Below are 23,626 nucleotides of genomic sequence, written 5' to 3' on the forward strand. Positions count from 1 at the left end.
CCGGGCACCGCGTACTGCCCGTCGGGTCGGCGTGGTGGCGGCGGCCGGTGTCCGGGTGGCCGGTAGCCGGGTGGCGGCCCCGGCGGGCCGTACCGGCCCGGCGCACGCGGCGGACCGGACTGCCGGGGAGCCGACGGCGGTGGACGGCCCCACGAACGAGGTCCACCGCCACGGTTCATGCCGAACACCCTCCCTCGTGGTTACACCGTACTTCTACAGGGTGACGTATCGGGGAGGCGTTCGGTTGCGCGTGTCAGTTCTCCGGGATCTGCCCGAAGCGGCCGGCCTGGTAGTCCTCGAACGCGGTCAGCACCTCGGCGCGGGTGTTCATCACGAACGGACCGGTCCAGGCGATCGGCTCGCGGATCGGCTCGCCGCCCAGCAGGACCACGTCCAGCCCGGGGTGCCGGGACTCCTGGCGCGAGTCGGCGGCGATGGTGATCGCGTCGCCGGGTCCGAACACCGCCAGCTGGCCGGTGCCGATCGGGCGCGCTTCCGCACCCACCGAACCGGCACCGGACAGCACGTAGGCCAGCGCGTTGAACTCCGCCGGCCAGGGCAGCCGCAGCCGTGACCCGGGCGCCAGGGTGGTGTGCAGCATGGCCATCGGCGTGTAGGTGGAACCCGGTCCGCTCACCTCGGCCACCCCGGGCACGGAGCCGGCGATCAGCCGCACCAGCGTGCCGCCGTCCGCGCTGCTGAGCAGGCCGACGGAGTTTGCCCGCAGGTCCTGGTACCTCGGCGCGACGGCCTTCTTCGCGCGCGGCAGGTTCACCCACAGTTGCAACCCGTGGAACAGGCCGCCGCTGGTTACCAGGGCCTCCGGCGGGCGCTCGATGTGCAGGATCCCGCCGCCGGCGGTCATCCACTGGGTGTCGCCGTTGGTGATCGATCCGCCGCCGCCGTGGGAGTCCTGGTGCTCGAAGGTGCCGTCGATGATGTAGGTGACGGTCTCGAAACCCCGGTGCGGGTGCCAGGGCGTGCCCTTCGGCTCGCCCGGGGCGTACTCCACCTCGCCCATCTGGTCCAGGTGGATGAACGGGTCCAGCTGCGACTGCGGTACCCCGGCGAACGCCCGGCGCACCGGGAAGCCTTCGCCCTCGAAGCCGGAGGGAGCCTCGGTCACCGAACGCACCGTGCGCTCGCTGGCGGTGGGTCCAGGCTCGGGAATGCGGGGCAGGGTAGTGATATCGGCCACAGTGATCGCCGGCATGTCGGCCCTCCTAAGTCGTTCAACGTTCAACTAACGGTGTGATTTCTAAACACCGTTCGAGGTCATGGCATTCCCGCATGCCCCGACCGGGTGCGATCACGTGGTGAGTACATACTGCTTACCGGGCAAGAATGTCACGCTGGGTATCGTTCTGAATATCTGGTAAAGATCGAAACGAGCCGTTACGGTGCATTCGCTCGGCGCTGGCCGGGCTCGCACACAGGGACACCGATGCCGTTGACCGAGACCCCGGGTCGCCAATACGGCGGGTTGAGCGCCGCTGATCGCGCTGCACAGCGGCGTCGACGGCTGCTCGAGGCAGCGCTCGGCATCATGGCCGAGGACGGCTGGCGGCAGATCACCGTAGAACGCCTATGCGGTGAGGCCCGGCTCAACAAGCGTTACTTCTACGAGAGCTTCACCGACCTCGACTCGGTGGCCGCCACGGTGGTCGAGGATCTCGCGGACCAGCTCATCCGGGAGGCGGTGCGCCCGTTCGTCGAACAACGGGACCTGCCGATCGACGAACTGGTCCGGCGCGGGCTCAGCCGGCTGATCCGCTACCTGATCTCCGACCCGCGCCGCGCCAGGGTGCTCTGGGGCGGGCTGGCCAGCACACCGGCGATCAACCGCTACCGCGCCGTCGCAATGAGCGCGCTGACCCGGTCGGTGGTCCAGTTCGGGCTGGACCGGCCGGACTCCGGCCAACCCGACCCGATCTTCGAGATCACCGCGGCGATGCTGCTCGGGGGCACCGGGGAGACGGTCTTGCAGTGGTTGGACGGCACGATCGATGTGTCCGAGCAGCAACTGGTCGAGGAGCTGTCGGCGCACTGGTTGCGCGCGGGCCAGACCCACGCCGCCCGCCTCCGGGCCCAACGTGCCGACTGAACCGCCTTAGTGGTTCAGTCGGCGCCCGGCAGCTCGATGTCGGTGTCCCGGAGCGCGCCGGCGATGGACGGGCGCAGTGGCAGGCGCGGCAACAGCGTCGCCTGCACCGCGTGGTAAGCGTCCACCTTGCCCGGCCACACCACCGCGCTCGGCCGGTTGTTCCGGTCCAGCTCGTGGTGCCAGGAGCCCAGGTCGCGGTCGAGCAGGTACTCCTCGGCGTACTCCCACCACTGCCGGTAGCGGTCCAGGTATGCGTCGTCACCGGTCACCGCATGCAGTGCGGCTGCCGTGCCCACCGCTTCGGCCAGCACCCAGTGCATGCGCAGGTGCACCACGGGTGTGCCGTGCCAGTCGACCGTGTACACGAAGCCGGGCGCACCGTCGACCGCCCAACCGTCCGCGACGGCCCGGCCACACAACTCCCGAGCCCCGTCGACCAGCCAGGACGTGTCGGTGTCGGCACCCAGCGCGACCCGCAACTGCAGGCACAGGCGCGCCCACTCGAGCCCGTGCCCGATGGTCGACCCGTACGGGCGGAACGGGTCGTCGGGCTTGTCGGCGTTGTACTCCGGCAGTGCGTGCCAGGCCGGGTCGAAGTGTTCCGGGATGCGCCAGCCGTTCGGCGCGGTGAACTCGCGCACCACCCGGTCGGTGATTCGCCGCGCGTGATCGGCCCAGCGCGCGTCCCCGGTGGCGTCGAACGCGGCCAGGAACGCCTCGACGCCGTGCATGTTGGCGTTGACTCCGCGATAGGCCTCCTCGGTCTGGAACTCCTCGTCCCAGGTCTCCCGGAGCATGCCATCGGGGTCTGACCAAAACCGGTTCTCGAACAGTTCCAACGCGTCGTCCAGCAGCTCTCGTCCGCCGGGCAGGCCCGCGATGCTCGCGCTGGCGGCCGCCAGCACGACGAACGCGTGCTGGTAGCACTCCTTGTCGGTGGTGATCGGGCCGTCCCAGCCGACCCTCGGGTACCAGCCGCCATGGGCGGTGTCCCGGAGCAGGCCGCTCAACGCGGTCAATCCGTGCTCGGCCAACGCCACGCTGCCGGGGTACCCGAGCAGCGCACCGAGCGCGTAGACGTGCGTCATCCGGCCGGTCAGCCACAGCTCGACGGGGGCATCGAGCATTCGTACGCCCCGGTCGTCCTGCCGGGCGAAACCACCCAGCGGGTGCCAGGAACCCTCGGCGAACTCCAGCAGCCGCGCCGTCTCGGTACCCAACCACTCAGGATCTCCCGGCCCAACCACCACGCCAGCCTATCTCCCGTATCAGCCGGTCAGTTGGACCGAGTCGGCAGGGCGAGTTGCACCGCGTCGTGCACCGGTCGGTAGCCCAGCCGGGGGTAGATGCCGTTGGAGATCGGGTTGGCCAGGTCGGTGAACAGCACGACGTGCCGTGCCCCGGCGTCCAACGCCCAGCGGGTGGCCGCCGAGGTGACCGCGCTGCCGTAGCCCCGCCCGCGCCGGTCCGGCGGGGTGTACACCGGCCCGATCCGGGACATCGCCTCGATCGGCGCCGACGCCCCGGCCAGCGCCACCGGTTCACCTCCGTCCAGCCAGAGCAGCAGTGCACGCAGCTCGCCGGGCCGTTCCAGCGGCCCGCGCAGCGTCTCGGGTTCCGGGCTCGGCGCCTCCGGCGCGGCCTCGGCGTGGAACTCACGCATCCACTTACCGACCAGGTCGAGGTCGGCCGGTCCAGCGAGGCGGGCGGTGCCCGAAACACCCTCGGGCGGGACCAGCGTGCCGAGCCGGAACAGCCGCAGCCGCACCTCCTCCACCGCACCTGGCGGCGCGGCGGGAGCTGGCACCTCGACGGTGGCCGACGTCGGGGACTGAGCCGGGTTGGGGGCATGCGCTGAAGCCGCACCCGAACCCGGCGCCGGAGCTGAAGCCTCACCCGAAGCCAGCGCCGGAGCTGAGGCTTCCCCCGAACACGGCGCCGGAGCCGAAGCCGCATCCGAACTTGGCGCCGGAGCCGAGGCCGCACCCGAACTTGGCGCCTGAACCGCCGCCACGGTCGGTCCCGTTGAGGCTCCCGCTGCGGTCCCCGATGGGATCACTGCGCCGGTTTGCTCGAGGTATGCCGCGAACCAAGCAGCGGCGAACGCGGTCGCGCGGTCCTTCGGGCCGCTCACCGCCGCGAGCTCCGGGTCGTGTTCCAGCAGCGCCCGCGCCACCGGCTCGGCCGACTCGGGCGGCAATCCGCTGGCCAGCAGGGGCCAACCGGCAACGCGCAGCGTCGCCCCCACGGCCCGGCCGCCATCGTGCACGGTGAGCAGAGTGCGCGCGTCCTCGATCGGGTACCAACCGCTGCGCAGCTGGGCGAGCACGGTCAGTGCGACGGTGTGCGTCACCGCGTCGGTGCGAAACAGCGGTTCGGCCACCGACGCGAACGCGTCGAGATCACGGTGCAGCCGGGGTTGCATGGCTGAACACCTTGGCCCGGTGGGCCGCGCCCGCCAACCGACTTTCCAGCGGTGCGGTTCAGGCTGTGGTGAGTACCAGGGCGCTGGTGGGCACCCCGGTGCCGGCGGTGACCAGCACATTGGCCACGTCGGGCAGCTGGTTCACCGAGGTACGGCGGAGCTGGCGGACCGCCTCGGCGATTCCGTTCATACCGTGGATGTACGCCTCACCGAGCTGGCCGCCGTGCGGGTTCACCGGCAGCCGGCCATCCAGCTCGATGCCGCCGTCCGCGATGAACCCCGGCGCCTCGCCGCGCCCGCAGAAGCCCAGCTCTTCCAGCTGGACCAGCACGAACGGGGTGAAGTGGTCGTAGAGCACGGCCACCTGCATGTCCGCCGGGGTGAGCCCGGTCTGCGCCCACAGCTGCCGGCCGACCAGGCCCATCTCGGGCAGGCCGGCCAGCGACTCGCGGTAATAGCTGGTCATGGTGAACTGGTCGGGACCGCTGCCCTGCGCGGCGCCGGCCACCAGGGCGGGCGGATGGGGCAGGTCGCGGGCGCGCGCGGCGCTGGTCACCACCACCGCGACCGCGCCGTCGCTCTCCTGACAGCAGTCCAGCAGGTGCAACGGCTCGACAATCCACCGGGAGGCCTGGTGCTCGGCCAGGGTGATCGGACGGCCGTAGAACCACGCGTTCGGGTTAGTCGCCGCGTGGCGGCGCATGGCCACGGCGACCCGGCCGAAGTCCTCGCTGGTCGCGCCGTACTCGTGCAGGTACCGCCGGGCGAACATGGCCACCGTGCCGGCCGGGGTGCTCAGCCCGACCGGGTAGTGCCAGCCGTTGTCCACACCCGCCGAAGTGGCCGCGGCGACCGCCGCCGCCTGGACCCGGCCGAACCGCGACCCGGAGCGCTCGTTGAACGCCCGATAACAAACCACCACTTCGGCCATGCCGGTGGCCACCGCCATCGCGGCGTGCTGCACGGTCGCGCAGGCCGCGCCCCCGCCGTACGGGATGCGGCTGAAGAACCGCAGCTCGGGCACGCCCATCTCCCGGGCCACCGCGATCTCCGCGTTGGCGTCCATCGCGAAGGTCACCATGCCGTCCACGTCGGCCGGAGTCAGCCCGGCGTCATCCAGCGCGGCTCGGCAGGCCTCGCCGGCCAACTGCAGCTCGCTCCGCCCGGACTCCTTGGAGAACTCGGTGGCGCCGATCCCGGCGATCGCGGTCGCACCGGAGAAGCTCATCGCCCCGCCTCTGGCGCCGATGTTTCACGTGAAACATCTGTTCGAATGTCGGCCCAGTTCAGTCGAACACGCCCGGTCACATGGTCGCCCAGTCCGCACCGGCCGACCACGTCGACCACCACCTCGGGTTCGGTCTGGGTAACCCGCCCGGACAGGGTCAGCGTGTCGCCGGCGTAGCACGGCACACCCAGCCGCACCTTGACCCCGAGCACTCGCCCCCGCGAGCCGGCCCAGTCGGTGACGCAGCGCTGCACCAGGCCGGTGGTGGTCAGGATGTTCAGGAAGATGTCCTTCGAGCCCCTGGCCACGGCGGCGTCCCGGTCGTGGTGCACGTCCTGGAAGTCCCGGGTGGCCAGCGCGGTGGACACCACGAAGGTGGGCGTCACGGACAGTCGCAGCTCGGGCAGCTCGTCACCGACGACCGGGCCGGTCACGGCAGTCACATCGGTCATAGGGGCCGCCAGGCCGGGAGCGTCAGCTCGTCGTCCACCCGGTCGAACTCGATCCGCACCGGTAGGCCGATCCGCACCGACGCGGGGTCCGCGCCGAACAGCTCACCCATCACCCGCACACCCTCCTCCAACTCCACCAGTGCGATCACAAACGGCGGCTCGTGCCCGGGCACCGGCGGGTGGTGGTGCACCACGAAGCTGTATACCGAGCCGCGCCCGGAGGCCACCACGTGCGAGGGGGTCGTCGCGCCGCACCGGGGGCACATCGGCCCGGGCGGGTGGCGCAGCAGGCCGCACCCACCGCACCGCCAGATCCGCAGCTCGCCGGCCCGCAGCCCGGCCCAGAAGTACTCGGTGTCCCGGTTCACCACCGGACGGAGCACGCCGCGCGGCGCCGCCGGCGCGGGTTTGGCCGACGGTGGCCGGAACTTGAGGATGCGGAACATCATCTCGGCCACCGGCTCGGTGTCCGGGCCGGTGGCCACCGTCCACGTGCTCAGCGTGGTGACGAACCAGCCCTCGCCCAGCGCGGTGCGCTTCGGCCCGGTCACCTCGGTGAGCCGGCTGCGCACCGCGACGTGCTCGCCCGGACGCAGGTATCGGTGGTAGGTCTGCTCGCAGTCGGTGGCCACCACCGACGTGTAGCCGGCCTCGTCCAGTACCCGGGTCATCACGGCCAGCGGGTCGTCCGGCGGGCGGCTGCCGTGCAGCCCGCGCATGGTCCACACCTGCACCATCGCCGGAGGGGCCAGGTCCGGGTAGCGCGGATCCGCGTCGCCCAGCGCCTCGGTCCAGTTGTTGATCATCGGCACGTTCACCGGGTCGCGGGCCGGGTACGGCGCGCTGTCCCCCTGCGCGTAGAGCTTCTCGGCCGCCGCCAGGATCTGCGCGGAACTCATCGCGGCACCCGGGGCAGGCTCAGCCCGAAGGCGGCGATGAACTCGCGCTGGATCTCGTTGACGCCGCCGCCGAAGGTCATCACCAGGTTCCGCTTGGCCTGCACGTCCAGCCAGCGGACCAGGTCGGCGGTTTCCTCCTCGGCCGGGTCGCCGTGCCGGGCGACGATCTCCTCCAGCTCCCGGCCCAGCCACTGCAGCACCTCGGAGCCGAAAACCTTGGTGGCCGAGGCGTCCGCCACGTCCACCGCGCCGACCGCCGCCGCCACCTGCCAGTTGAGCAGCTCGTTCACCCGGCACGCCGCCCGTCCCCGGGCCAGCGCGCGCCGCACGTCGGGCAGCTCCAGCAGCGGGGTCCCGTCCGGCGCCTGGCGCGAGTCGGCCCAGGAGCGCACCCGGTCCAGCTGCGCGGCCACCCGGCCCGCCGGACCCAGCATGACCCGCTCGTGGTTCAGCTGCGTGGTGATCAGCTTCCAGCCGCGGTTCTCCTCGCCCACCAGCATCGACTCGGGCACCCGCACGTCGCTGTAGTAGGTGGCGTTCACGTGGTGCGCGCCGTCGCAGGTGATGATCGGGGTCCAGGAGTATCCGGGGTCGGTGGTGTCCACGATCAGGATGGAGATCCCCCGGTGCGCGGGCGCCGCCGGGTCGGTGCGCGCGGCCAGCCAGATGAAGTCCGCGTCGTGCCCGCCGGTGGTGAAGATCTTCTGCCCGTTCACCACGTAGCCGCCGGACGGATCGCGCACCGCCGAGGTGCGCAGCGAGGCCAGGTCGGTGCCCGCCTCCGGCTCGGTGTAGCCGATGGCGAAGTGCACCTCGCCCGAAAGGATCAACGGCAGGAACCGTTCGCGCTGCTCGGGCGTGCCGTACTCGAGCAGGGTCGGCCCGACGGTCTGCAGGGTCACCGAGGGCAGCGGGACGTCGGCGCGCGCCGCCTCGTTCACGAAGATCTGCTGTTCCACCTGGCCGAAGCCGTGCCCGCCGTGTTCCACCGGCCAGCCCACGCCCAGCCAGCCGTCCCGTCCCATCCGCCGGACCACGTCCCGGTAGACCGGGCCGTGTCGCTCGGTGAGCATCACCACCCGTTCCTCGGGGGTGATCAACCCGGCGAAGTAGGAGCGCAGCTCGCCGCGCAGCCGCCGCTGGTCGGCGGTCAACTCCAAATGCACCCGAACCCCCAGGTCACGACGCCAGTCCGGCCAGTCGGCGGTCCACCCCGCCGACGAACCGGGTGAGGTCCTTGGTCATCGCGTAGTGCCGGTGCAGCGGATAGCTCACGTCCATGCCCAGCCCGCCGTGCAGGTGCTGGCACACGTGCAGGGCCGGGAGCGCGCGTTCGGCCAGCCAGTACCCGGCGACCTCCACGTCACCCGACTCGGCGCCGGCGTCAGAAGATGAGGAGTCCAGCTCCCAGCAGGCGGCCAGCGTGGCCAGGTGCAGCGTCCGGGATGCCAGGTAGGCGTCCGCCACCTGCTGCGCGACCGCCTGGAACGTGGCCAGCGGGCGCCCGAACTGCTCGCGTTTGCGCAGGTGGTCCGCGGTCAGCTGGAGCGCCCCGGAAAGCAGCCCGTCACCCACCGCGCACGCGCCGACCAGTGCCGACCGGTGCAGGCCGGCCAGGACCACGCCGCTCCGGTCGTCTCCGAGCAGCGCATCCGACGGCACCCGAGCATCGGACAGGTGCACGGTGAACTCGGCCGTCCCGGCGGAGGTCCGGGTGGCGGTCCGGGTCACCCCGGGAGTCTGGGGGTCGACCAGTAGCACCCCCGTGCCGGTCGGGTCTCCGTCGGGCGCCGAACCGGGCGCCCGCGCTCCGCCGGCGAGCGTGGCCGGCACCAGGATCCGGTGCGCCGAGCCGGCCGAACGGACGCCGACCAGCGTCCCGGACACCACCCAGCCGCCGGAGGGGTCAGGGAGGGCGGTGGTCCGGGGCGTGGCGGGCAGGGGAGCGGACGGCTCGGTGATGGCCGCGGTCAGCGTGGCCCCCTCGGCCACCGCGCCGAGCAGCGTCCGGCGCTGCTCCTCGGTGCCGGCGCGGGCGATGGGCAGCGCACCGAGGGCCAGGGTCTCCAGCGCCGGGACCTGGACGGCCTGCCGGCCGACCTCGGTGAGCACCAGAGCGGTCTCCAGCACGCCCAGCCCGGCGCCGCCGAACCGCTCCGGGGTGGCCAGGGTGAGCAGTCCGGCCTGGCTCAACGCCCTCCAGGCAAGATATGGCTCGGTCTCCCGGGTGAGCACGTCGCGCGCCAGGTCGACGATCTCCCGCTGTGTCTCGTCCAGCGTGAAGTCCACCGTGCGCTCCCTCAGGTGCCGACAAAGACTGAAACGTGTTCTAGTATTCATACTCGGGTCAACGCTCGCGGGGCAACCCCAGGATCCGTTCACCGATCAGCGTGCGCAGGATCTGGGTGGTGCCGCCGGCAATGGAGTGACACCGGCTGAGCAGGAACTCGTGCACCAGCGGAGCGGTCGCGCCTTCCGACGACGCGCCGGCCGGCCCGGCCAGGTCCAGCGCGGCCTCCGCCACGTCCTGGCGGTGGGCCACGCCGACCAGCTTGCGCACCGACGACTCCGGCCCAGGGTCCCGCCCGTCCAGCCGGCGCAGCGTGCCGCGCAGCTCCAGCAGGGACACCGCGAGCCCCTGCGCGACCAGTGCGCCGACCCGTTCCTCCGGCTCCGCCGCCCAGGCGAGCAGCCGTTCCACACCCTCGCCGAGCGCCGACCCGCCGCCCATCGCCACCCGCTCGTTGGCCAGCGTGGTGCGGGCCAGCGCCCAGCCCCCGGTGGGCGAACCGACCAGGCAGTCGGACGGCACGAACACGTCGTCCAGGAACACCTCGTTGAACATCGCCTCGCCGGTGATCTCCCGCAGCGGCCGGATGTCGATGCCCGGCGAGGTCATGTCCACCAGGAAGTAGCCGATGCCCCGGTGTTTCGGCGCGTCCGGGTCGGTGCGGGCCAGGCAGATCGCCCAGTCGGCCTGCCGGGCCAGCGAGGTCCACACCTTCTGTCCGGTGAGCCGCCAGCCTCCGTCCACCCGCGCGGCGCGCGTACGCAGGGAAGCCAGGTCTGAGCCGGCCTCCGGTTCGCTGAACAGCTGGCACCAGGTCAGCTCGCCGCGCAGGGTGCGGGCGGCGAAGCGGTCGATCTGCTCGGGCGTGCCGTGGCGCAGCAGCGTGGGCACGGCCCAGCCGCCGATCACCAGGTCCGGCCGGGTGACCCCGGCGCGTCGCAGTTCGGCGTCTATCAGCAGCTGCCGGGCGGGGGAGGCGTCCTGCCCGTACGGTGCCGGCCAGTGCGGGGTGAGCAGCCCGGAGTCGGCCAGCGCCACCCGGCGTTGTGCCTCCGGCAGTTCCGCGATCGCGGCCACCGAAGCACGCACCGCCGGCCGGTCCGCCTCGGTCGCCGGGTCCAGCGCCACGCCGAGCGTGCGCCGGTCGCCGCGCCGCGCCAGCTCGGCCAGCCGCAGCCGCCATCCGGCGCCCGGCCCGAGCAGTGAGCGGGTGGCCAGGGCGCGGCGCAGGTACAGGTGGGCGTCGTGTTCCCAGGTGAACCCGATGCCGCCGAGTACCTGGATCGCGTCCTTGGCCGTCTGCACGGCCGCATCCAGCGCGAACGCGCCGCAGGCGGCGGCCGCCAGGGGCAGCTCGCCGGGGTCTTCGTCGGCGGCGCGAGCGGCGTCCCAGGCCAGCGCGCTGATCTGTTCGGCGTGGCACAGCATCTCCACGCACAGGTGCTTGACGGCTTGGAACGACCCGATCGGCCGCCCGAACTGCTCGCGCAGCCGCGCGTGCTCCACCGCGGTCCGCAGGCACCAGCCGGCCACGCCGGACAGCTCGGCGGCGGCCAGGGTGACCGCCAGCGAGCGCACCCGCTCGCCGGTCAGCCGGGTGACAACCCGGTCGGCCGGCACCGCCACCTCGCGCAGCGTGACCACCGCCTGCGGGCGGGCCGGGTCCACCGACTCCCGGGGCGTGATCCGGACGCCGGGGGCCGAGGCGTCCAGGGTGAACCAGCGCTCGTCCCCCGAACCGTCCCGCGCGCCCAGCAGCAGCTCCGCCGTCACCTCGGGCGCCGGCGGGCGGCCGTCGCCGAGCAACGCGTGCACCTCACCGGTGACGACCAGGCCGTCCGCCGTCGCGGTGGCGGTCAGCTCCGAAGGGTCCAGGCCGAGGGAGAACGACAGGGTGCCCTCGGAGCAGGCGCCTTGTGAGTGATTTGTGTGGCTATAGCCACACAAATCACTCACGGGCTGCTCGCCGGCACCGGCGAGCAGCAACCCACCGACCACCGTGGGCAGCACCGGCCCGGGCACCAGCTCGGCGCCGCACCGCTCCAGTGCGGTGGAAGCGTCCAATACCCCGCCACCCGCCCCACCGTGAGAAGGGGGCAGTGCCAGGCCGAACACGCCGACCGAGGCCAGCCCCGACCAGCACTCGCCGGCCGCCTCCGGGTCGGCGGAACGCACGGCGGCGACCGGCCGGGTCTTCGCCGCGACCTCGCCGATGGCGGCGGCCAGCGCGCGCCGTTCCTCGGTGTCCGCCACCGGGGTAGCCGCGCCGGACGGCGCCGTCGTCTTGCCACTGCTCATCGTCCGAGCATAGAACGTGTTCCAGTTTTCGCCCAACGACTGATACTGTCGTAGCACTTCCTATACTTTCGTCCCAATGCGGAACAGCCTGCAATAACGGAGCACGATGAGCGCACTGACCGAGGAGGACCTCGGCTCCCCCGCCCAGCGGGATCGACGTAAGCGGATCCTGGACGCGACGCTCGCGCTCGCTTCCAAAGGGGGCTACGACGCGGTCCAGATGCGCGCCGTAGCCGAGCGGGCCGATGTTGCCCTCGGCACCCTCTACCGGTACTTCCCCTCCAAGGTTCACCTGCTGGTCTCCGCGTTGATCCGGGAGTTCGACCAGGTGTTGGGCCGGCTGGAGCGGATGACCATCCCGGGCGCGACGGCCACCGAGCGGGTGCTCTACGTGCTCGTCCGCAACACTCGTTCGCTGCAGCGCGATCCGCAGCTCACCGAGTCGATGACCAGGGCGTTCATGTTCGCCGACACCTCGGCGGCCGCCGAGGTGTCCCAGGTTGCCCGGCAGCTGGAGCGGATGATCACCCTCGCCATCGGGGACGCCGAGCCGACCGAGGAAGACAAGATCGTCGCGCGGGTGATCGGTGACGTGTGGCTGTCCAACCTGGTCGCCTGGGTCACCCACCGCGCCTCGGCGGACGACGTCGCGGCCCGTCTGGCGCTCACCGTCCGGCTGGTCCTGCGGGAGGACTGACCCGGGCACGCTCTAATGTGATAACGGTGCGCACCCGCCCGCCGTTCACCGTCTGGGTTCTCGGCGCGGTCGTACTGCTCTACGACGGCTACGAGTACGGCGTTTACGGCGCCGCGCTGCCGTTCCTGCTGCAGCGCCCGGACTGGGCGTTCACCCCGGAGTACGCCGGCCTGATCGGCTCGCTCGCGGTGGTCGGCATGGTGCTCGGCGGGCTGGTCGGCGGCCCGCTCACCGACTACCTGGGCTGGGGGCGGGTGCTGCCCGCCTGCGTGCTGCTGCACTCGTCCGGCTCGGTGCTGTGCGCCCTGGCCCCGAGTCCGGAATGGCTGCTGGCCGGGCGCGTGCTGGTCGGGCTGGGGGTCGGTGCGTTCACCCCGACCGCGCAGTCGATGATCATGCGGTACTCCCCGCCGGGCCGGAAGTCGTTCAACTTCGCCGTGGTCGCCACGGTGGCCGGTGCGGGAGGCGCGGTGGCCGCACTCGCCGCTCTGTGGGTCGCGCCGGCCTTCGGCTACCAGGCGCTGTTCTGGCTGGGCGCGCTGCCGCTGCCGCTGGTGGTGTCGGTGCTGGTGCCGCGCTTCCCGCGATCGGTGCACCGGCTGGTCCGGGAAGGCACGACCGAGACCCGCCCGGCAAGCCCGCTGGTCGCGCCGCGCGCGTTGCTGGACCGGACCCACCTGCGGGCCACGCTGCTGTTCTGGCTGGCCGGCGGGTTGGCCCTGCTGCTGACCTTCGCGGCCACCACCTGGCTGCCCACCATCATGATCCAGGCCGGCTACGGGCTCGGGTCCTCGCTGGTGTTCCTCGCGCTGATGCAGCTGGGCGCGGCGGCCGGGTCGTTCGGGGGCGGGCTGATCGCGGACCGCCGGGGCAGCAAGGGGGTCGTGCTGGTCACCTTCGGCTGCGCGGTGCTGGCTCTGGCCGCGATCGCGGCGAAGCCGCCCGCGCCGTGGGTACACCTGTTGGTGCTGGTGGTCGGGGCCGGCTCGATCGGCTCGCTGAACCTGCTCATGGCCTACATCGGCATCTACTACCCGGACGCGATCCGGGGCAGCGGGCTGGGCCTGGTGTTCACCTTCGGCCGGTTGCTCGGCGCGGCCGGGCCGGCCATCGGCGGGCTGCTGCTGGCTGGCGGCGCGACCGCCCCGGAGTCGTTGCTGGTGTTCGCGGCCGCCCCGCTGCTGGCCATCGGGGTGCTCGCGTTCGGCCCCCCGGTGTCCCCGGCCGGCCCCCGCGCGCCGAGCCCCGGCCATCGCCCGCCAAACCCGAGCCCGCCGATCCCGAGCTCGAGCCTGCCGGGCCCGATCTCGCCGAGTTCGATCCCGCCAAGCCCGATCCCGCCGAGTTCGATCCCGCCGAGCCCGAGCCCGCCAAACCCGAGTCCGGGCGCGCCGGGTCAGCCCAGCCGCAGCGTCCGCCGGGACGGGTGACCGGCCTCGAAGCTCAGCTCGGCGACCTGCTGGCCGCGGCGCCGGAACTCGGTGATCACCGCACGCAGGCCGGCGACGTCCTGGGCCAGGTAGCGGTCCAGAAGGTCGTGGCACAGCGCGTTGCGGTCGGAGTCCTCCGCCCGCCGGGACCGGCCGGGCGCGGAGCCGCCCTCGATCACCTGGAAGCCCAGCCGCAGGTAACGCTGCAGGTCGCGGCGGATCTCGTCGTATATCCGCAGGTCCCACCCGGAGGCGGCGGGGCGGCACAGCTCGGTGAGAAAGTTGATCACAACGGCGGAACTGGTCTGCCGGTCGTCGCCGTCGCCCGGGATCATCGCGCGCAACCGCTCGAGCTGTTCCGGGCGCGCCAGGGCGCTGGCCCGGGTGATCAGGTCCGGTTCCAGCCGGCGCAGCAGTTCGTAGGCGGAACGCACCTCGCCCAGATCCAGCGGCGCCACGACGGCCACGTCGCCGCGCAGGGTGAGCAGGCCCTCGCGCTCCAGGCTGGTGCAGGCCATGACCAGCGCGCGGGTGCGAATTCCGCGCCGTTCGGCGAGCTCGCGCAGCCGGACGACCTGGCCGGGCACCAGGTCGCCCTGGCGAATCCGCCGCGCGAGGTCGGTGACCACCCGGTCGGCCTCGCCGCGGCCGTCGATCGCGCGCACGTCAGCCAGTCGGTCCACGCCCACCTCCGTCCGATGCCACCGACGTGGTAATCGACGATTACGTTACGTCACCAATCCGGGATACCCTTCGTGGGCCACGTAGAGGGGGGCCACACGTGACCAGGAACAAGCCCATTCTGTGCTGCGCGCTGCTGGCGGTGACCGTGCTCAGCGGTTGCGCGGCCACCGAGGTGGAGCCGGATGCGATCGGGCTGCACTACACGGCGGGCAGCTTCGAGGGGCAGCAGTTCGCCAACGTGGTGGAGCCCGGCGACGTCGAGTGGGTGGCCAACGACAACATCTACAAGCTCACCACCGCCCAGCGCAGCTTCATCGTGCGCCGGGACGAGCGGGCCGACATCAACACCGTGATCAGCGTGCCGGCCGGCGGCACGGCGGAGACCAGCGGCACGCTGGTGGACTTCGAGATCAGTGCGGCGTTCAAAATCAACACCCGCGACGACGACATACCCGGCTACCCGGGTGGCACGCTGCGCCGGTTCTTCGAGGACGTGTGCAAGCACTACAACTGCCAACTGGACGACACCGGGCAGGACACCGAGGGCTGGCGGCGGCTGCTGCGGGAGAAGCTGTACCCGCAGCTGGAGTCGGCGTTCAAGGACGAGGCGCGCCGGTACGACGGCGATGCCATCGTGAACAACCTGCAGATCGGCGGTTCGGACACCGGCGCGCTGACCCTGCTGCAGGCGGACGTCGGCCGGCGCTTCCAGGATTATCTGGAGCGCCAGACCGGCGCCCAGTTCTTCTGCGGACCCTCGTTCAACCGGGACAACCCGGGCAACCCGAAGGCCACCGACCCCCGGCTGCTGCCCTGCCCGCCGGTGGAGCTGCTGATCATCAGTGCGGACTACACCGACCCGAAGATCCGCGAGGCACGGAACGCCAAGAAGTCGGCGGTCGACCTGGCCGCCGCCCAGGCCCAGCTGTCCCGGGCGCTGGGCGACCCGAACTACCTGGAGTACCTGCGCATCGAGGCGGCCAAGGAATGCGCCCGCTCCGCCAAGGCGGTGTGTGTGTTCGCGCCGGGCGGCACCGCCCCGGTCGCCGTGCAACCGGGGCGCTAACCGCGACCCGGCCCGCCCGCCGACGGGTCAGCCCGCTGATGGGTGCCAGAGGTCGTCGATGCCCAGGCGCTTGGCGAAGTCGACGCGGACCCGCTCGGTGACCTCCAGTACCTCGGCGGCGCCGTCGCCGACCGGGTCGACCAGGGTGCGGAACGGGCGCTGGCCGTGCGGGGTGGCCACCACCGAAGCGACCGCGTCCGCCACCGCCTGCGCGGTCGGCGCGTCCGCCGGGGTGAGCTCGGCCAGCCGCCGGCCCACCTGGGCGTCCAGCCCGTCGTAGCGGCCGTCATAGACAACGGCCAGCGACGAGTCGGCGGGGTGGGAGGCGTGCGGGAAGTGCTCGGTGCCGGCGGTGAACGCGCCCGGCACCACGGTGGCCGTCTCGATACCGAACCGGGACACCTCCATGGCCAGCGTGCGCAGCAGGCCCTCCACGGCGGCCTTGGTGGCCGCGTAGGCGCCCATGAACGGCGGGTAGCCGCCGAACACCGTGGTGCTGCTGATCCACAGCAACAGGCCCTGACCCTGGTCGCGCATCACCGGCAGCGCGGCCCGGTTCACCCGGTGGGTGCCCAGCACGTTGGTGTCGAACAGCCCGGCGATCTCCTCGGTGCTGAACGCCTCGGTGGGGCCGACGGTCAGGTGGCCGGCGTTGTGCACCACCACGTCCAGGCGGCCGCACTCGTTGACGATCTGCCGGACGGCCGCGTCGGCGGACACCTGCGAGAGCACGTCCAGCTCCACCGTGCGCAGGTCCACGCCGGACTCCTCGGCCCAGGCCCTGACCTCGGCGACGCGGGGGGCGTTGCGGCCGGCGGTGTCCCGCATGCTCGCGTAGACGGTGTGCCCGCCTCGGGCCAGGGTGCGCGCGATCAGGTTGCCGAACCCGCTGGATGCGCCGGTGACCAGGACGACCTGGGACATTGGTGGTTCCTTTCCGAACTCGGGAAACCTCAGAAGTGGATGACGTGACGGCCCCGGGAGGAACCGGCGGCCATGTCCGTCAGCACCGAGGGCGCTTCGTCCAGGGAGACCGGGGTGACCTGGGGGAAGATGCCGTGCGCGGCGGCGAAGGAGAGGGTGTCGCGCAGGTCGTGCGGCGAGCCGGACGGGTTGGCCAGCACGTGCAGCCGGCCGAGCACCATGGGCATGGTGGGCAGCACCAGCGGGTCCGGGCCGTAGCCGAGCAGCAGCAGCGTGCCGTCCGGGGCCAGCCCGCCGAGGGTGGCAGCGGCGGCGGCGGAACTGGGCGCGCCGTTGACGATCAGGTTGGCGCCGCCCTCCCAGGCCCGCAGCGCCTCGGCCGGGTCCTGCTCGGCGGTGGCTCCGATATTGACGTACCGCTCCGCGCCCAATTCCTTGGCGGCTTCGGCACCGTCGGCCGACCGGCCCAGCACGGCCACCCGGGCGCCCATGGCCACGGCGAACCGCACCGCCAGCCCACCGACCCCACCGGCGCCGATCACCGCCACCCGCGCGCCGGCCCGCGCGCCGCCCTGGCGCAGCCCGTTGAACGCGGTGATCCCCGCGCACATCAGCGGCGCGGCGGCCACCGGGTCCAGGCCGTCCGGCAGCGGAGTGACGAAGCCTTCCCGAGCGATCATGTACTCGGCGTATCCCCCGTCCACGCCGATACCGGTGATCCGCTTGTTCGGGCAGAGGATCTGCTCGCCGCGCACGCAGTAGTCGCAGTGCCCGCACGAGTCGTAGAGGAACTGGGCGCCGACCGGGGTGCCCACCGCCGGCCAGCTCACCCCCGTGCCGAGGGCGGCCACGGTGCCGGTGATCTCGTGCCCGGGCACCACCGGGAACCGGGCGAACGGGTAGTGCCCCTCCACCAGGTTGACCTCGGTGAAGCACATCCCGCAGGCATTGACCTTGATCAGGATCTCGCCCGGACCAGGTTCCGGCACCGGCCTTTCGACCAGCGACAACGTGGTGTTGGGGGCGTCCAATTGCGCGGCTCGCATGAATCAAGCATGTTCTGGTTCGCCCGGTCGGGTCCAAGACCTTTGTCGACGCGATCGATACCCTGCGGGCATGGATCTGGATCTGCGCAAGCTGCGCTACTTCGTGGAGGTCGCCGAACAGCTCAACTTCGGCCGGGCCGCCGCCGCGCTGCACATCGCGCAACCGGTGCTCAGCCGGCAGATCGGCCGGCTGGAACACGAGCTGGGCGTGCCCCTGTTCACCCGCACCAGCCGACAGGTGGACCTCACCGCCGGCGGCCGGCAGCTGCTGGACGAGGCCCGCTCGCTGCTCGCCTCGGCGGACGCGGCGCAACGCCGGGTCAAGGCCGCCGGCCGGGGCAACCGCACGCTCAACGTGGGCTTCATGGCCGGCATCCCGGTCACCTCGGCGGTGGCGGCGTTCAACCAGGCGCGGCCGGAGGTGACCGTGGAGCTGCGCCGCATCGAGTGGTACGACCAGGCGGAGGTGCTGCTGGACGGCACCGTGGACATCGCCTACATCCGGCTGCCCATCGAGGAACGGGGCCTGCGCATCCACCGGCTCTACTCCGAGCCCCGGCTGGCCGTGCTGTACGCCGACCACCCGCTGGCCGGCAAGACCAGCCTCAGCATCCTCGACCTGGCTGACGACCCGGTGGTCATGCACCGCGACGCCAGCCCGGCCTGGGACGCGTTCTGCAACACCGACCCGCGCCCGGACGGCCACCGGGTCAAACCCGGCCCGGCCATCCGCACGATGGACGAGAAGCTGGAACACGTGGCGGCCCGGCGGGCGATCACCTTCCTGCCCGCGTCGGCCGCCGCCTACTACCACCGGCCGGAAATCGTCTGCGTGCCGGTGGTGGACATCCCGCCGCACCCGGTCTGCCTGGCCCACGCGGCCGCCCGGCGGGACGACCTGCTGGACGCGTTCGTCGAGGCCGCCACCGGCGTGGCCGGGTAGCGACACGCGTTGTTCAGCCGGTCGGGTGATGGTTCACGATCTTCACCGGGTAGATGCTCAGGCAATGCTCACCGACTCGCTGCGGGGCCTGGCCTACGGGCTGGCCGCCGAGGATGTCGCGACGCTGGTGCGGAACCAGGTCCTCTCACCGTTCCCCGAGCTCGAAGACGTGGACGACGACGAGGACACCTGAGCGCCCACTGAAAAACGGCCGCCGGTTGACCCGACAGCCGTCTCGTACTTGAGAGCGCGCTCGGCAGGATTCGAACCTGCAACCTCTTGATCCGTAGTCAAGTGCTCTATCCGTTGAGCTACGAGCGCATGTTCAGTTGTCCGCCCGGCCGAAGCCGAACGTCACGCGGAGGCTCCGGGATTTGAACCCGGGATGGGGGGTTACCCCAAACCGCATTAGCAGTGCGGCGCCATAGACCAGACTAGGCGAAGCCTCCCGGGGCCTTCTCGGCCTCCAGGTGGATAGGTTACACAGCGACTTCCCGCCGGATCAAAGCGGTATGCCCTTAGCCGCCCTTGTGGGCGAACACCCAGGTCAGGATGGGGTGGCCAGGGCGACGAACGGCTCCAGGGCGGCGGGGTTGGCCAGTGCGCCCCGGCTCACCGCGCGGTCCACCGGAACCCCGGAGAGGATCTTCTTCACCGGCACCTCGCACTTCTTTCCGTTCAGCGTCCTGGGGACCTCGCTGACCTCGACGAACCGGTCCGGCACGTGCCGGGGGGACAGCTCGCGGCGCAGCGCGGTGCGCAGTTTCGGCTCCACGTCGGCCAGCTCGGCGTCGGGCGCGAGTACCAGGAAGCACAGCAGCGCGCCTTCGCCCTCGGTGCCCAGTGCGGTGGTGTCGATCACCAGCGAGTCGCTGACCTCGTCGAACGCCTCGACGACCGCGTAGAAGTCGGCCGTGCCCATGCGAACTCCACCCCGGTTCAGGGTGGAGTCGCTGCGCCCGTAGATGATCGACGAACCGCGCGGTGTGATCTTTATCCAATCCCCGTGCCGCCAGACGCCCGGGTAGTCCTCGAAGTACGCCGCGCGCAGCCGGTCGCCGTCCGGGTCGTTCCAGAAGAACACCGGCATGCACGGCATCGGCTCGGTCACCACCAGCTCGCCGACCTCGTCGACCAGTGCGTTGCCGGCCTCGTCGTACGCCTCCACCTTCGCACCCAGCAGCGCGCAGGACAGCTCGCCCAGCCACACCGGCACGGTCGGCGCGCCGCCGACGAACGCGGTGCACATGTCGGTGCCGCCGGACATGCTGACGATCTGGATGCCCGGGTCCACCGCGTCGGCGATCCACCGGAAGCCCTCCACCGACAGCGGCGCGCCGGTGGACCCGATCGCCCGGATCTCGCGCAGGTCGTACTCCTCGCGCGGGCGCAGCCCGGCCTTGAGGCAGGACTGGATGTACGGCGCGGAGACGCCGAACACGTTCACCCGGTGCCGCTGGGCGAGTGCCCACAGCGCGCCGAGGTCCGGGTACCCGGGGTTGCCGTCGTAGAGCACCACGGTGCCGCCGACCAGCAGCCCGGAGATGATCAGGTTCCACATCATCCAGCCGGTGGTGGTGAACCAGAACAGCCGGTCACCGGGGCCGATGTCGTAGTGCAGGCTCAGCTGCTTGATGTGCTCGAGCACCATGCCGCCGTGGCCGTGCACGATGCCCTTGGGCAGCCCGGTGGTGCCGGAGGAGTAGAGCACCCACAGCGGGTGGTCGAACGGCACCGGGTCGAACACCAGCGGTGCCTCGCGGTCTTCGGCGAACTCGCCCCATCCGATGGTGCCCTCGGCCGTGGCGGTCTCGTCGAGGTACGGGATGAGCACGGTGGCGCGCAGGGTGGGCAGCTGTTTGCGCAGCTCGGCCAGGCGTTCCCGGATGTCGAAGCGCTTGCCGCCGTAGGTGTAGCCGTCCACCGCGACCAGTACCACCGGCTCGATCTGCGCGAACCGGTCGTACACCGCGCGCGCCCCGAAGTCCGGCGAGCAGGACGACCAGGTGGCGCCCAGGCTGGCGGCGGCCAGGAAGGCGACCAGGGTCGGCACGCAGTTCGGCGCCAGTGCCACGACCCGGTCGCCCTTCTGGACGCCCAGCTTGCGCAGGCCGGCGCGGGCGGCGGCGACCTCCCCGCGCAGCTCGCCGTAGCTGACCCTGCGCTCCTGGTCGTCCTCCCGGACGAAGATCAGCGCGGTGTCGTCGTCGGCGCGCGGCGCGTTGGGGCCGCCGGGAGTGAGGGCGTGCTCGGCGTAGTTCAGCGTGGCGCCGGGGAACCACTGCGCGCCGGGCATCTCCCGGCTCCCGAGCACGGCGGTCGGCCGGTCGTGGAAGCGCACCCCGCCGAACTCGGCCACCGCCGACCAGAACCCGTGCAGGTCGCGCACCGACCACCGGTGCAGGGTGGCGTAGTCCTCGGCGCCGTCCACTCCCCGGTGCTCGGCGACCCACCGGCCGAACTCCGCCAGCGCAGTGGCCTTCGCCCGCTCCGGATCAGGTGCCCAAATCCGCTCCGCATCCATCCCCACATCCTCACCCACCGCGAGTCGGGGATCCAGGTACGGCGAGTCGGGCTTTCGGGTACGGCGAGTCGGGGATTTGGGTCCGGCGAGTCGGGACTTCAGGTGCAGCGAGTCGGGTTCAGGCGTCCCGTGTGGCGGGCTCGAATGTCCCGGTGCGTCGGGCCGTAGCTTGTACCTCGGTGGGTCAAGCCGTGCGCCAAGAGAGTCGACTCGGGGTGCTGAAACCGTCAACTCGGTGTGCCGAGATCCCCGACTCGCCGTACCCCAATCCCCGACTCGCCGTACCTGAAGTCCCGACTCGCGGGGGTGGGGTTAGCGGAGGTGGGAGTCGAACCAGTTGAGGGTGCGGTGCCAGGCGTCGGCGGAGGTGTCGGGGTGGGCGTCGAAGCGGTGGTCCACCTCGGGGTAGACGACCACGTGGCTGGCGGTGCGGGCGTCCTGCGCCGCCGCGCGCAGTTTCTCCACGTCGTCCACCGAGGGGTCGGTGGAGCGCTCGCCGAACAGGCCCAACCACGGACAGGTCAGCTCCGGCGCGGCACCCAGGGGCGACGGCAGGTCGGCGCCCAGAGGCTCGGCCACGTGGTTGCCGGCCACCGTCACCGCTGCGCCGAGGCGACGCTGCGTGGCCACCACCAGGGCCACCGAGCCGCCCAGGTCGAAGCCGATCACGCCGATCTGGTCGGCGCCGATGCCCCGGTCGGCCAGCCAGCCGAAGGCGGTGTCGGTGTCCGCCATGACGCTGTCCCCGGTGAGCCGGCTGACCTGGTCACGCACCTGCTCCTCGGAGTGGCCGGCGTCCAGTTCGTCGGCGCCGTCCCGGTGGTAGAGGTGCGGCGCGACCACCTGGTAGCCCTCCTGAGCCAGGCTGTGCACCAGCCACCGCACCCCGTCGGTGACCCCGCGCGATTCGTGCAGCACGACGATCCCGCCCCGAGCCGAACGGTCCGGGTCGGCAACCGTGAGACGCAGCTTGCTGCCGTCGTCCAGCGGCACGGTTTCGGTGCGGAGCTCGGTCATGCGCACAGCGTCGCACGTTCCGGCCGCCAACGTGTGGCACGACGGCTAACGTAGCGGCCATGGACCCCATCCTGCGGGCCGGAATCGAAGCCCTCCCCTCGTACGTTCCGGGGCGCACCATCCCGGGCGCCATCAAGCTGGCCAGCAACGAGGTTTCGTTGCCGCCTCCGGAGCGGGTGCTCGCCGCGATCGCCGAGGCGGCGGCGGCCGGGAACCGGTACCCGGACAACGGCGTGATCGGTCTCACCGCCAAGATCGCCGAGCGACGCGGGGTCTCGCCGGAGCAGGTGGCGGTGTCCTGCGGGTCGGTGAGCCTGCTGCCGCAGCTGCTGCAGATCACCTGCACCGGAGCCGAGGACGAGGTGCTGTTCGCCTGGCGCTCGTTCGAGATGTACCCGATCGTGTCCAAGGTCATCGGTGCGACGCCGGTGACCGTCCCGCTGGACGCGGACGCCCGCCACGACCTGGCCGCGCTGGCCCGCGCGGTCACCCCCCGGACCCGGGTGCTGTTCCTGTGCAGCCCGAACAACCCGACCGGCCCGGCCATCCGGCGTGACGAGCTGCTCACGCTGTTGGACGCGATCCCGCCGCGCGTGCTGGTGGTGCTGGACGAGGCGTACCGGGAGTTCGTCACCGACCCCGACGCGCCGGACGGCATCGACCTGCTGCCCGGCCGCCCGAACCTGGTCGTGCTGCGCACGTTCTCCAAGGCGTACCGGCTGGCCGGGATCCGGGTTGGCTACGCGGTCGGGGCGCCGCAGGTGATCTCCGCGCTGCGCAAGGTGTACGTGACGTTCAGCGTGAGCTCGCTGGCCCAGGCGGCGGCCGGTGCGGCCCTCGACTGCCTGGACGAGCTGGAGCCGTCCTGGGCCGAGATCACCAAGGAGCGGTCAAGGGTGTTGGGCGCGCTCGGTGAGGCCGGTTTCGCGGTTCCGGAGAGCCAGGCGAATTTCGTCTGGCTGCCGTTGGGGGACGACGCGGTGCCATTCAGCGAGCATTGTGAGCGGCACAAGGTGGTGGTGCGTCCGTTTGCCGGCTCGGGTGTGCGGGTTTCGGTGGCCGGTGCCGAGGAGAATGACGCATTCCTGGCCGTCGCCCGGGCCTGGTCGGGGTGACGGGAATTTTGAAAGAGTTTTTCCGCACCGTGAACACTGCGCGACAAATACAAAGCACCGCGCCGTCCCCGGACGGGTGACCGGGGACGGCGCGGGGAAGAGCTCTCGGGAGGCTACGCCCTGGCGCGTGCCTTGTTGATGAGCCGCCAGATCAGCAGCAGGATCAGCGATCCGACCAGCGCAAGACCCCAGGTCCGCAGGTCGAAGAAGTTGCCGAGCCCGGCACCGAGGATCTTGCTGCCGAGCCATCCGCCGAGGAAGGCGCCCAAGATTCCGATAATCATCGTGACGATAATGCCGCCGGGGTCTTTACCCGGCATGATCAACTTGGCCAGCGCGCCCACAATAAGGCCGAGCACGATGAAACCGAGAATGCCCACGGACCCACCTCCATGTTCTGGCCAGAACAAACTGGCGGTCCGGGCCTCTAGGTGCCGGGACCGCACTTAATGCGATCAAGATTTACCCAGCGTAGGGCACAGTA

At 71.6% G+C, this 23,626-nt stretch carries 22 protein-coding genes and 2 tRNA genes; 7 read left to right on the forward strand and 17 right to left on the reverse strand.

Annotation, left to right across the window (positions count from 1 at the left end):
- Window positions 1-253: 253 nt before the first annotated feature.
- Window positions 254-1,213, reverse strand: a complete 960-nt coding sequence (locus ABEB12_RS01110) for a pirin family protein (protein ID WP_185058509.1) — start codon at window positions 1,211-1,213, stop codon at window positions 254-256.
- 231 nt (window positions 1,214-1,444) lie between these two features.
- On the opposite strand from ABEB12_RS01110, the gene ABEB12_RS01115 reads away from it, so the two are divergent.
- A complete protein-coding gene (locus ABEB12_RS01115; protein WP_185058510.1) occupies window positions 1,445-2,104 on the forward strand; it encodes a TetR/AcrR family transcriptional regulator in 660 nt (219 codons plus the stop codon).
- A gap of 14 nt (window positions 2,105-2,118) precedes the next feature.
- Here ABEB12_RS01115 and ABEB12_RS01120 read toward each other — a convergent pair whose 3' ends face one another.
- The 8 genes from ABEB12_RS01120 to ABEB12_RS01155 are packed head-to-tail and all read right to left on the reverse strand — an operon-like array spanning window position 2,119 to window position 11,696.
- Window positions 2,119-3,324, reverse strand: a complete 1,206-nt coding sequence (locus ABEB12_RS01120; protein WP_221497522.1) for an AGE family epimerase/isomerase — start codon at window positions 3,322-3,324, stop codon at window positions 2,119-2,121.
- 56 nt (window positions 3,325-3,380) lie between these two features.
- Window positions 3,381-4,529 carry a GNAT family N-acetyltransferase gene (locus tag ABEB12_RS01125; RefSeq protein ID WP_185058512.1) on the reverse strand — a complete coding sequence of 383 codons (1,149 nt, stop codon included), beginning with the start codon at window positions 4,527-4,529 and terminating at the stop codon, window positions 3,381-3,383.
- Window positions 4,530-4,587: 58 nt separating this feature from the next.
- The gene (locus tag ABEB12_RS01130) at window positions 4,588-5,757 is read right to left on the reverse strand and encodes a thiolase C-terminal domain-containing protein (protein WP_185058513.1); all 1,170 of its coding nucleotides are present in this window, start codon (window positions 5,755-5,757) and stop codon (window positions 4,588-4,590) included.
- Window positions 5,754-6,209 carry a MaoC/PaaZ C-terminal domain-containing protein gene (locus ABEB12_RS01135; protein WP_185058514.1) on the reverse strand — a complete coding sequence of 152 codons (456 nt, stop codon included), beginning with the start codon at window positions 6,207-6,209 and terminating at the stop codon, window positions 5,754-5,756. The genes ABEB12_RS01130 and ABEB12_RS01135 overlap by 4 nt, the downstream gene beginning before the upstream one ends.
- Window positions 6,206-7,108, reverse strand: coding sequence for an OB-fold domain-containing protein (locus ABEB12_RS01140; protein WP_185058515.1), 903 nt, complete (start codon window positions 7,106-7,108; stop codon window positions 6,206-6,208). The genes ABEB12_RS01135 and ABEB12_RS01140 overlap by 4 nt, the downstream gene beginning before the upstream one ends.
- Window positions 7,105-8,274 carry an acyl-CoA dehydrogenase family protein gene (locus tag ABEB12_RS01145; protein ID WP_185058516.1) on the reverse strand — a complete coding sequence of 390 codons (1,170 nt, stop codon included), beginning with the start codon at window positions 8,272-8,274 and terminating at the stop codon, window positions 7,105-7,107. Before ABEB12_RS01145 ends, ABEB12_RS01140 begins: the two co-directional genes overlap by 4 nt.
- Window positions 8,275-8,287: 13 nt before the next feature.
- Window positions 8,288-9,397 carry an acyl-CoA dehydrogenase family protein gene (locus ABEB12_RS01150; protein WP_345702467.1) on the reverse strand — a complete coding sequence of 370 codons (1,110 nt, stop codon included), beginning with the start codon at window positions 9,395-9,397 and terminating at the stop codon, window positions 8,288-8,290.
- Between the two features lie 58 nt (window positions 9,398-9,455).
- Window positions 9,456-11,696, reverse strand: a complete 2,241-nt coding sequence (locus ABEB12_RS01155; protein ID WP_185058518.1) for an acyl-CoA dehydrogenase family protein — start codon at window positions 11,694-11,696, stop codon at window positions 9,456-9,458.
- A gap of 106 nt (window positions 11,697-11,802) precedes the next feature.
- Between ABEB12_RS01155 and kstR the strand changes: the two genes are divergently transcribed.
- The gene (kstR, locus tag ABEB12_RS01160) at window positions 11,803-12,393 is read left to right on the forward strand and encodes a cholesterol catabolism transcriptional regulator KstR (protein WP_185058519.1); all 591 of its coding nucleotides are present in this window, start codon (window positions 11,803-11,805) and stop codon (window positions 12,391-12,393) included.
- A gap of 26 nt (window positions 12,394-12,419) precedes the next feature.
- Window positions 12,420-13,823: an MFS transporter gene (locus tag ABEB12_RS01165; RefSeq protein ID WP_185058520.1), complete on the forward strand. Its 1,404-nt coding sequence runs from the start codon at window positions 12,420-12,422 to the stop codon at window positions 13,821-13,823.
- Here ABEB12_RS01165 and ABEB12_RS01170 read toward each other — a convergent pair.
- Window positions 13,790-14,506, reverse strand: a complete 717-nt coding sequence (locus ABEB12_RS01170) for a GntR family transcriptional regulator (protein WP_185058521.1) — start codon at window positions 14,504-14,506, stop codon at window positions 13,790-13,792. The genes ABEB12_RS01165 and ABEB12_RS01170 overlap by 34 nt on opposite strands.
- A gap of 98 nt (window positions 14,507-14,604) precedes the next feature.
- On the opposite strand from ABEB12_RS01170, the gene ABEB12_RS01175 reads away from it, so the two are divergent.
- Complete coding sequence (locus ABEB12_RS01175; RefSeq protein ID WP_185058522.1) at window positions 14,605-15,573, forward strand: hypothetical protein; 969 nt, start codon at window positions 14,605-14,607, stop codon at window positions 15,571-15,573.
- Window positions 15,574-15,600: 27 nt separating this feature from the next.
- Here ABEB12_RS01175 and ABEB12_RS01180 read toward each other — a convergent pair whose 3' ends face one another.
- Together ABEB12_RS01180 and ABEB12_RS01185 are read right to left on the reverse strand one after the other, a co-directional pair.
- The gene (locus tag ABEB12_RS01180) at window positions 15,601-16,497 is read right to left on the reverse strand and encodes an SDR family NAD(P)-dependent oxidoreductase (protein WP_185058523.1); all 897 of its coding nucleotides are present in this window, start codon (window positions 16,495-16,497) and stop codon (window positions 15,601-15,603) included.
- Between the two features lie 29 nt (window positions 16,498-16,526).
- Window positions 16,527-17,543 (reverse strand): alcohol dehydrogenase catalytic domain-containing protein, encoded by a 1,017-nt coding sequence (locus ABEB12_RS01185; protein WP_185058524.1) that lies wholly within the window; start codon window positions 17,541-17,543, stop codon window positions 16,527-16,529.
- 70 nt (window positions 17,544-17,613) lie between these two features.
- On the opposite strand from ABEB12_RS01185, the gene ABEB12_RS01190 reads away from it, so the two are divergent.
- Window positions 17,614-18,486 carry a LysR substrate-binding domain-containing protein gene (locus ABEB12_RS01190; RefSeq protein WP_185058525.1) on the forward strand — a complete coding sequence of 291 codons (873 nt, stop codon included), beginning with the start codon at window positions 17,614-17,616 and terminating at the stop codon, window positions 18,484-18,486.
- A 64-nt stretch (window positions 18,487-18,550) separates the two neighbouring features.
- Complete coding sequence (locus ABEB12_RS01195; RefSeq protein WP_345702468.1) at window positions 18,551-18,679, forward strand: hypothetical protein; 129 nt, start codon at window positions 18,551-18,553, stop codon at window positions 18,677-18,679.
- Window positions 18,680-18,734: 55 nt separating this feature from the next.
- On the opposite strand, the gene ABEB12_RS01200 is transcribed toward ABEB12_RS01195, so the two are convergent.
- The 4 genes from ABEB12_RS01200 to ABEB12_RS01215 form a co-directional block, all read right to left on the reverse strand.
- A tRNA-Arg gene (locus ABEB12_RS01200) sits at window positions 18,735-18,807 on the reverse strand.
- Between the two features lie 38 nt (window positions 18,808-18,845).
- Window positions 18,846-18,935, reverse strand: a tRNA-Ser gene (locus ABEB12_RS01205).
- A 98-nt stretch (window positions 18,936-19,033) separates the two neighbouring features.
- On the reverse strand, window positions 19,034-21,010 hold the full coding sequence (locus ABEB12_RS01210) for an acetoacetate--CoA ligase (protein ID WP_185058526.1): 1,977 nt from the start codon (window positions 21,008-21,010) through the stop codon (window positions 19,034-19,036).
- Window positions 21,011-21,322: 312 nt separating this feature from the next.
- Window positions 21,323-22,027 carry a dienelactone hydrolase family protein gene (locus tag ABEB12_RS01215; protein WP_185058527.1) on the reverse strand — a complete coding sequence of 235 codons (705 nt, stop codon included), beginning with the start codon at window positions 22,025-22,027 and terminating at the stop codon, window positions 21,323-21,325.
- A gap of 59 nt (window positions 22,028-22,086) precedes the next feature.
- Between ABEB12_RS01215 and hisC the strand changes: the two genes are divergently transcribed.
- Window positions 22,087-23,142 (forward strand): histidinol-phosphate transaminase, encoded by a 1,056-nt coding sequence (hisC, locus tag ABEB12_RS01220; RefSeq protein ID WP_185058528.1) that lies wholly within the window; start codon window positions 22,087-22,089, stop codon window positions 23,140-23,142.
- A gap of 113 nt (window positions 23,143-23,255) precedes the next feature.
- On the opposite strand, the gene ABEB12_RS01225 is transcribed toward hisC, so the two are convergent.
- Window positions 23,256-23,522 carry a GlsB/YeaQ/YmgE family stress response membrane protein gene (locus tag ABEB12_RS01225; RefSeq protein WP_185058529.1) on the reverse strand — a complete coding sequence of 89 codons (267 nt, stop codon included), beginning with the start codon at window positions 23,520-23,522 and terminating at the stop codon, window positions 23,256-23,258.
- Window positions 23,523-23,626 lie beyond the last annotated feature (104 nt).

Origin of the sequence: Actinospineispora eucalypti (assembly GCF_039543365.1) — a bacterium.
Lineage (GTDB): Bacteria > Actinomycetota > Actinomycetes > Mycobacteriales > Pseudonocardiaceae > Pseudonocardia > Pseudonocardia eucalypti.

Coding starts and splice junctions, on each gene's coding strand:
- ABEB12_RS01110 (WP_185058509.1), bottom strand. CDS start 1,213: ATGCCGGCGATCACTGTGGCCGATATCACTACCCTGCCCCGCATTCCC.
- ABEB12_RS01115 (WP_185058510.1), top strand. CDS start 1,445: ATGCCGTTGACCGAGACCCCGGGTCGCCAATACGGCGGGTTGAGCGCC.
- ABEB12_RS01125 (WP_185058512.1), bottom strand. CDS start 4,529: ATGCAACCCCGGCTGCACCGTGATCTCGACGCGTTCGCGTCGGTGGCC.
- ABEB12_RS01130 (WP_185058513.1), bottom strand. CDS start 5,757: ATGAGCTTCTCCGGTGCGACCGCGATCGCCGGGATCGGCGCCACCGAG.
- ABEB12_RS01135 (WP_185058514.1), bottom strand. CDS start 6,209: ATGACCGATGTGACTGCCGTGACCGGCCCGGTCGTCGGTGACGAGCTG.
- ABEB12_RS01140 (WP_185058515.1), bottom strand. CDS start 7,108: ATGAGTTCCGCGCAGATCCTGGCGGCGGCCGAGAAGCTCTACGCGCAG.
- ABEB12_RS01155 (WP_185058518.1), bottom strand. CDS start 11,696: ATGAGCAGTGGCAAGACGACGGCGCCGTCCGGCGCGGCTACCCCGGTG.
- kstR (WP_185058519.1), top strand. CDS start 11,803: ATGAGCGCACTGACCGAGGAGGACCTCGGCTCCCCCGCCCAGCGGGAT.
- ABEB12_RS01180 (WP_185058523.1), bottom strand. CDS start 16,497: ATGTCCCAGGTCGTCCTGGTCACCGGCGCATCCAGCGGGTTCGGCAAC.
- ABEB12_RS01185 (WP_185058524.1), bottom strand. CDS start 17,543: ATGCGAGCCGCGCAATTGGACGCCCCCAACACCACGTTGTCGCTGGTC.
- ABEB12_RS01190 (WP_185058525.1), top strand. CDS start 17,614: ATGGATCTGGATCTGCGCAAGCTGCGCTACTTCGTGGAGGTCGCCGAA.
- ABEB12_RS01195 (WP_345702468.1), top strand. CDS start 18,551: ATGCTCACCGACTCGCTGCGGGGCCTGGCCTACGGGCTGGCCGCCGAG.
- ABEB12_RS01210 (WP_185058526.1), bottom strand. CDS start 21,010: ATGGATGCGGAGCGGATTTGGGCACCTGATCCGGAGCGGGCGAAGGCC.
- ABEB12_RS01215 (WP_185058527.1), bottom strand. CDS start 22,027: ATGACCGAGCTCCGCACCGAAACCGTGCCGCTGGACGACGGCAGCAAG.
- hisC (WP_185058528.1), top strand. CDS start 22,087: ATGGACCCCATCCTGCGGGCCGGAATCGAAGCCCTCCCCTCGTACGTT.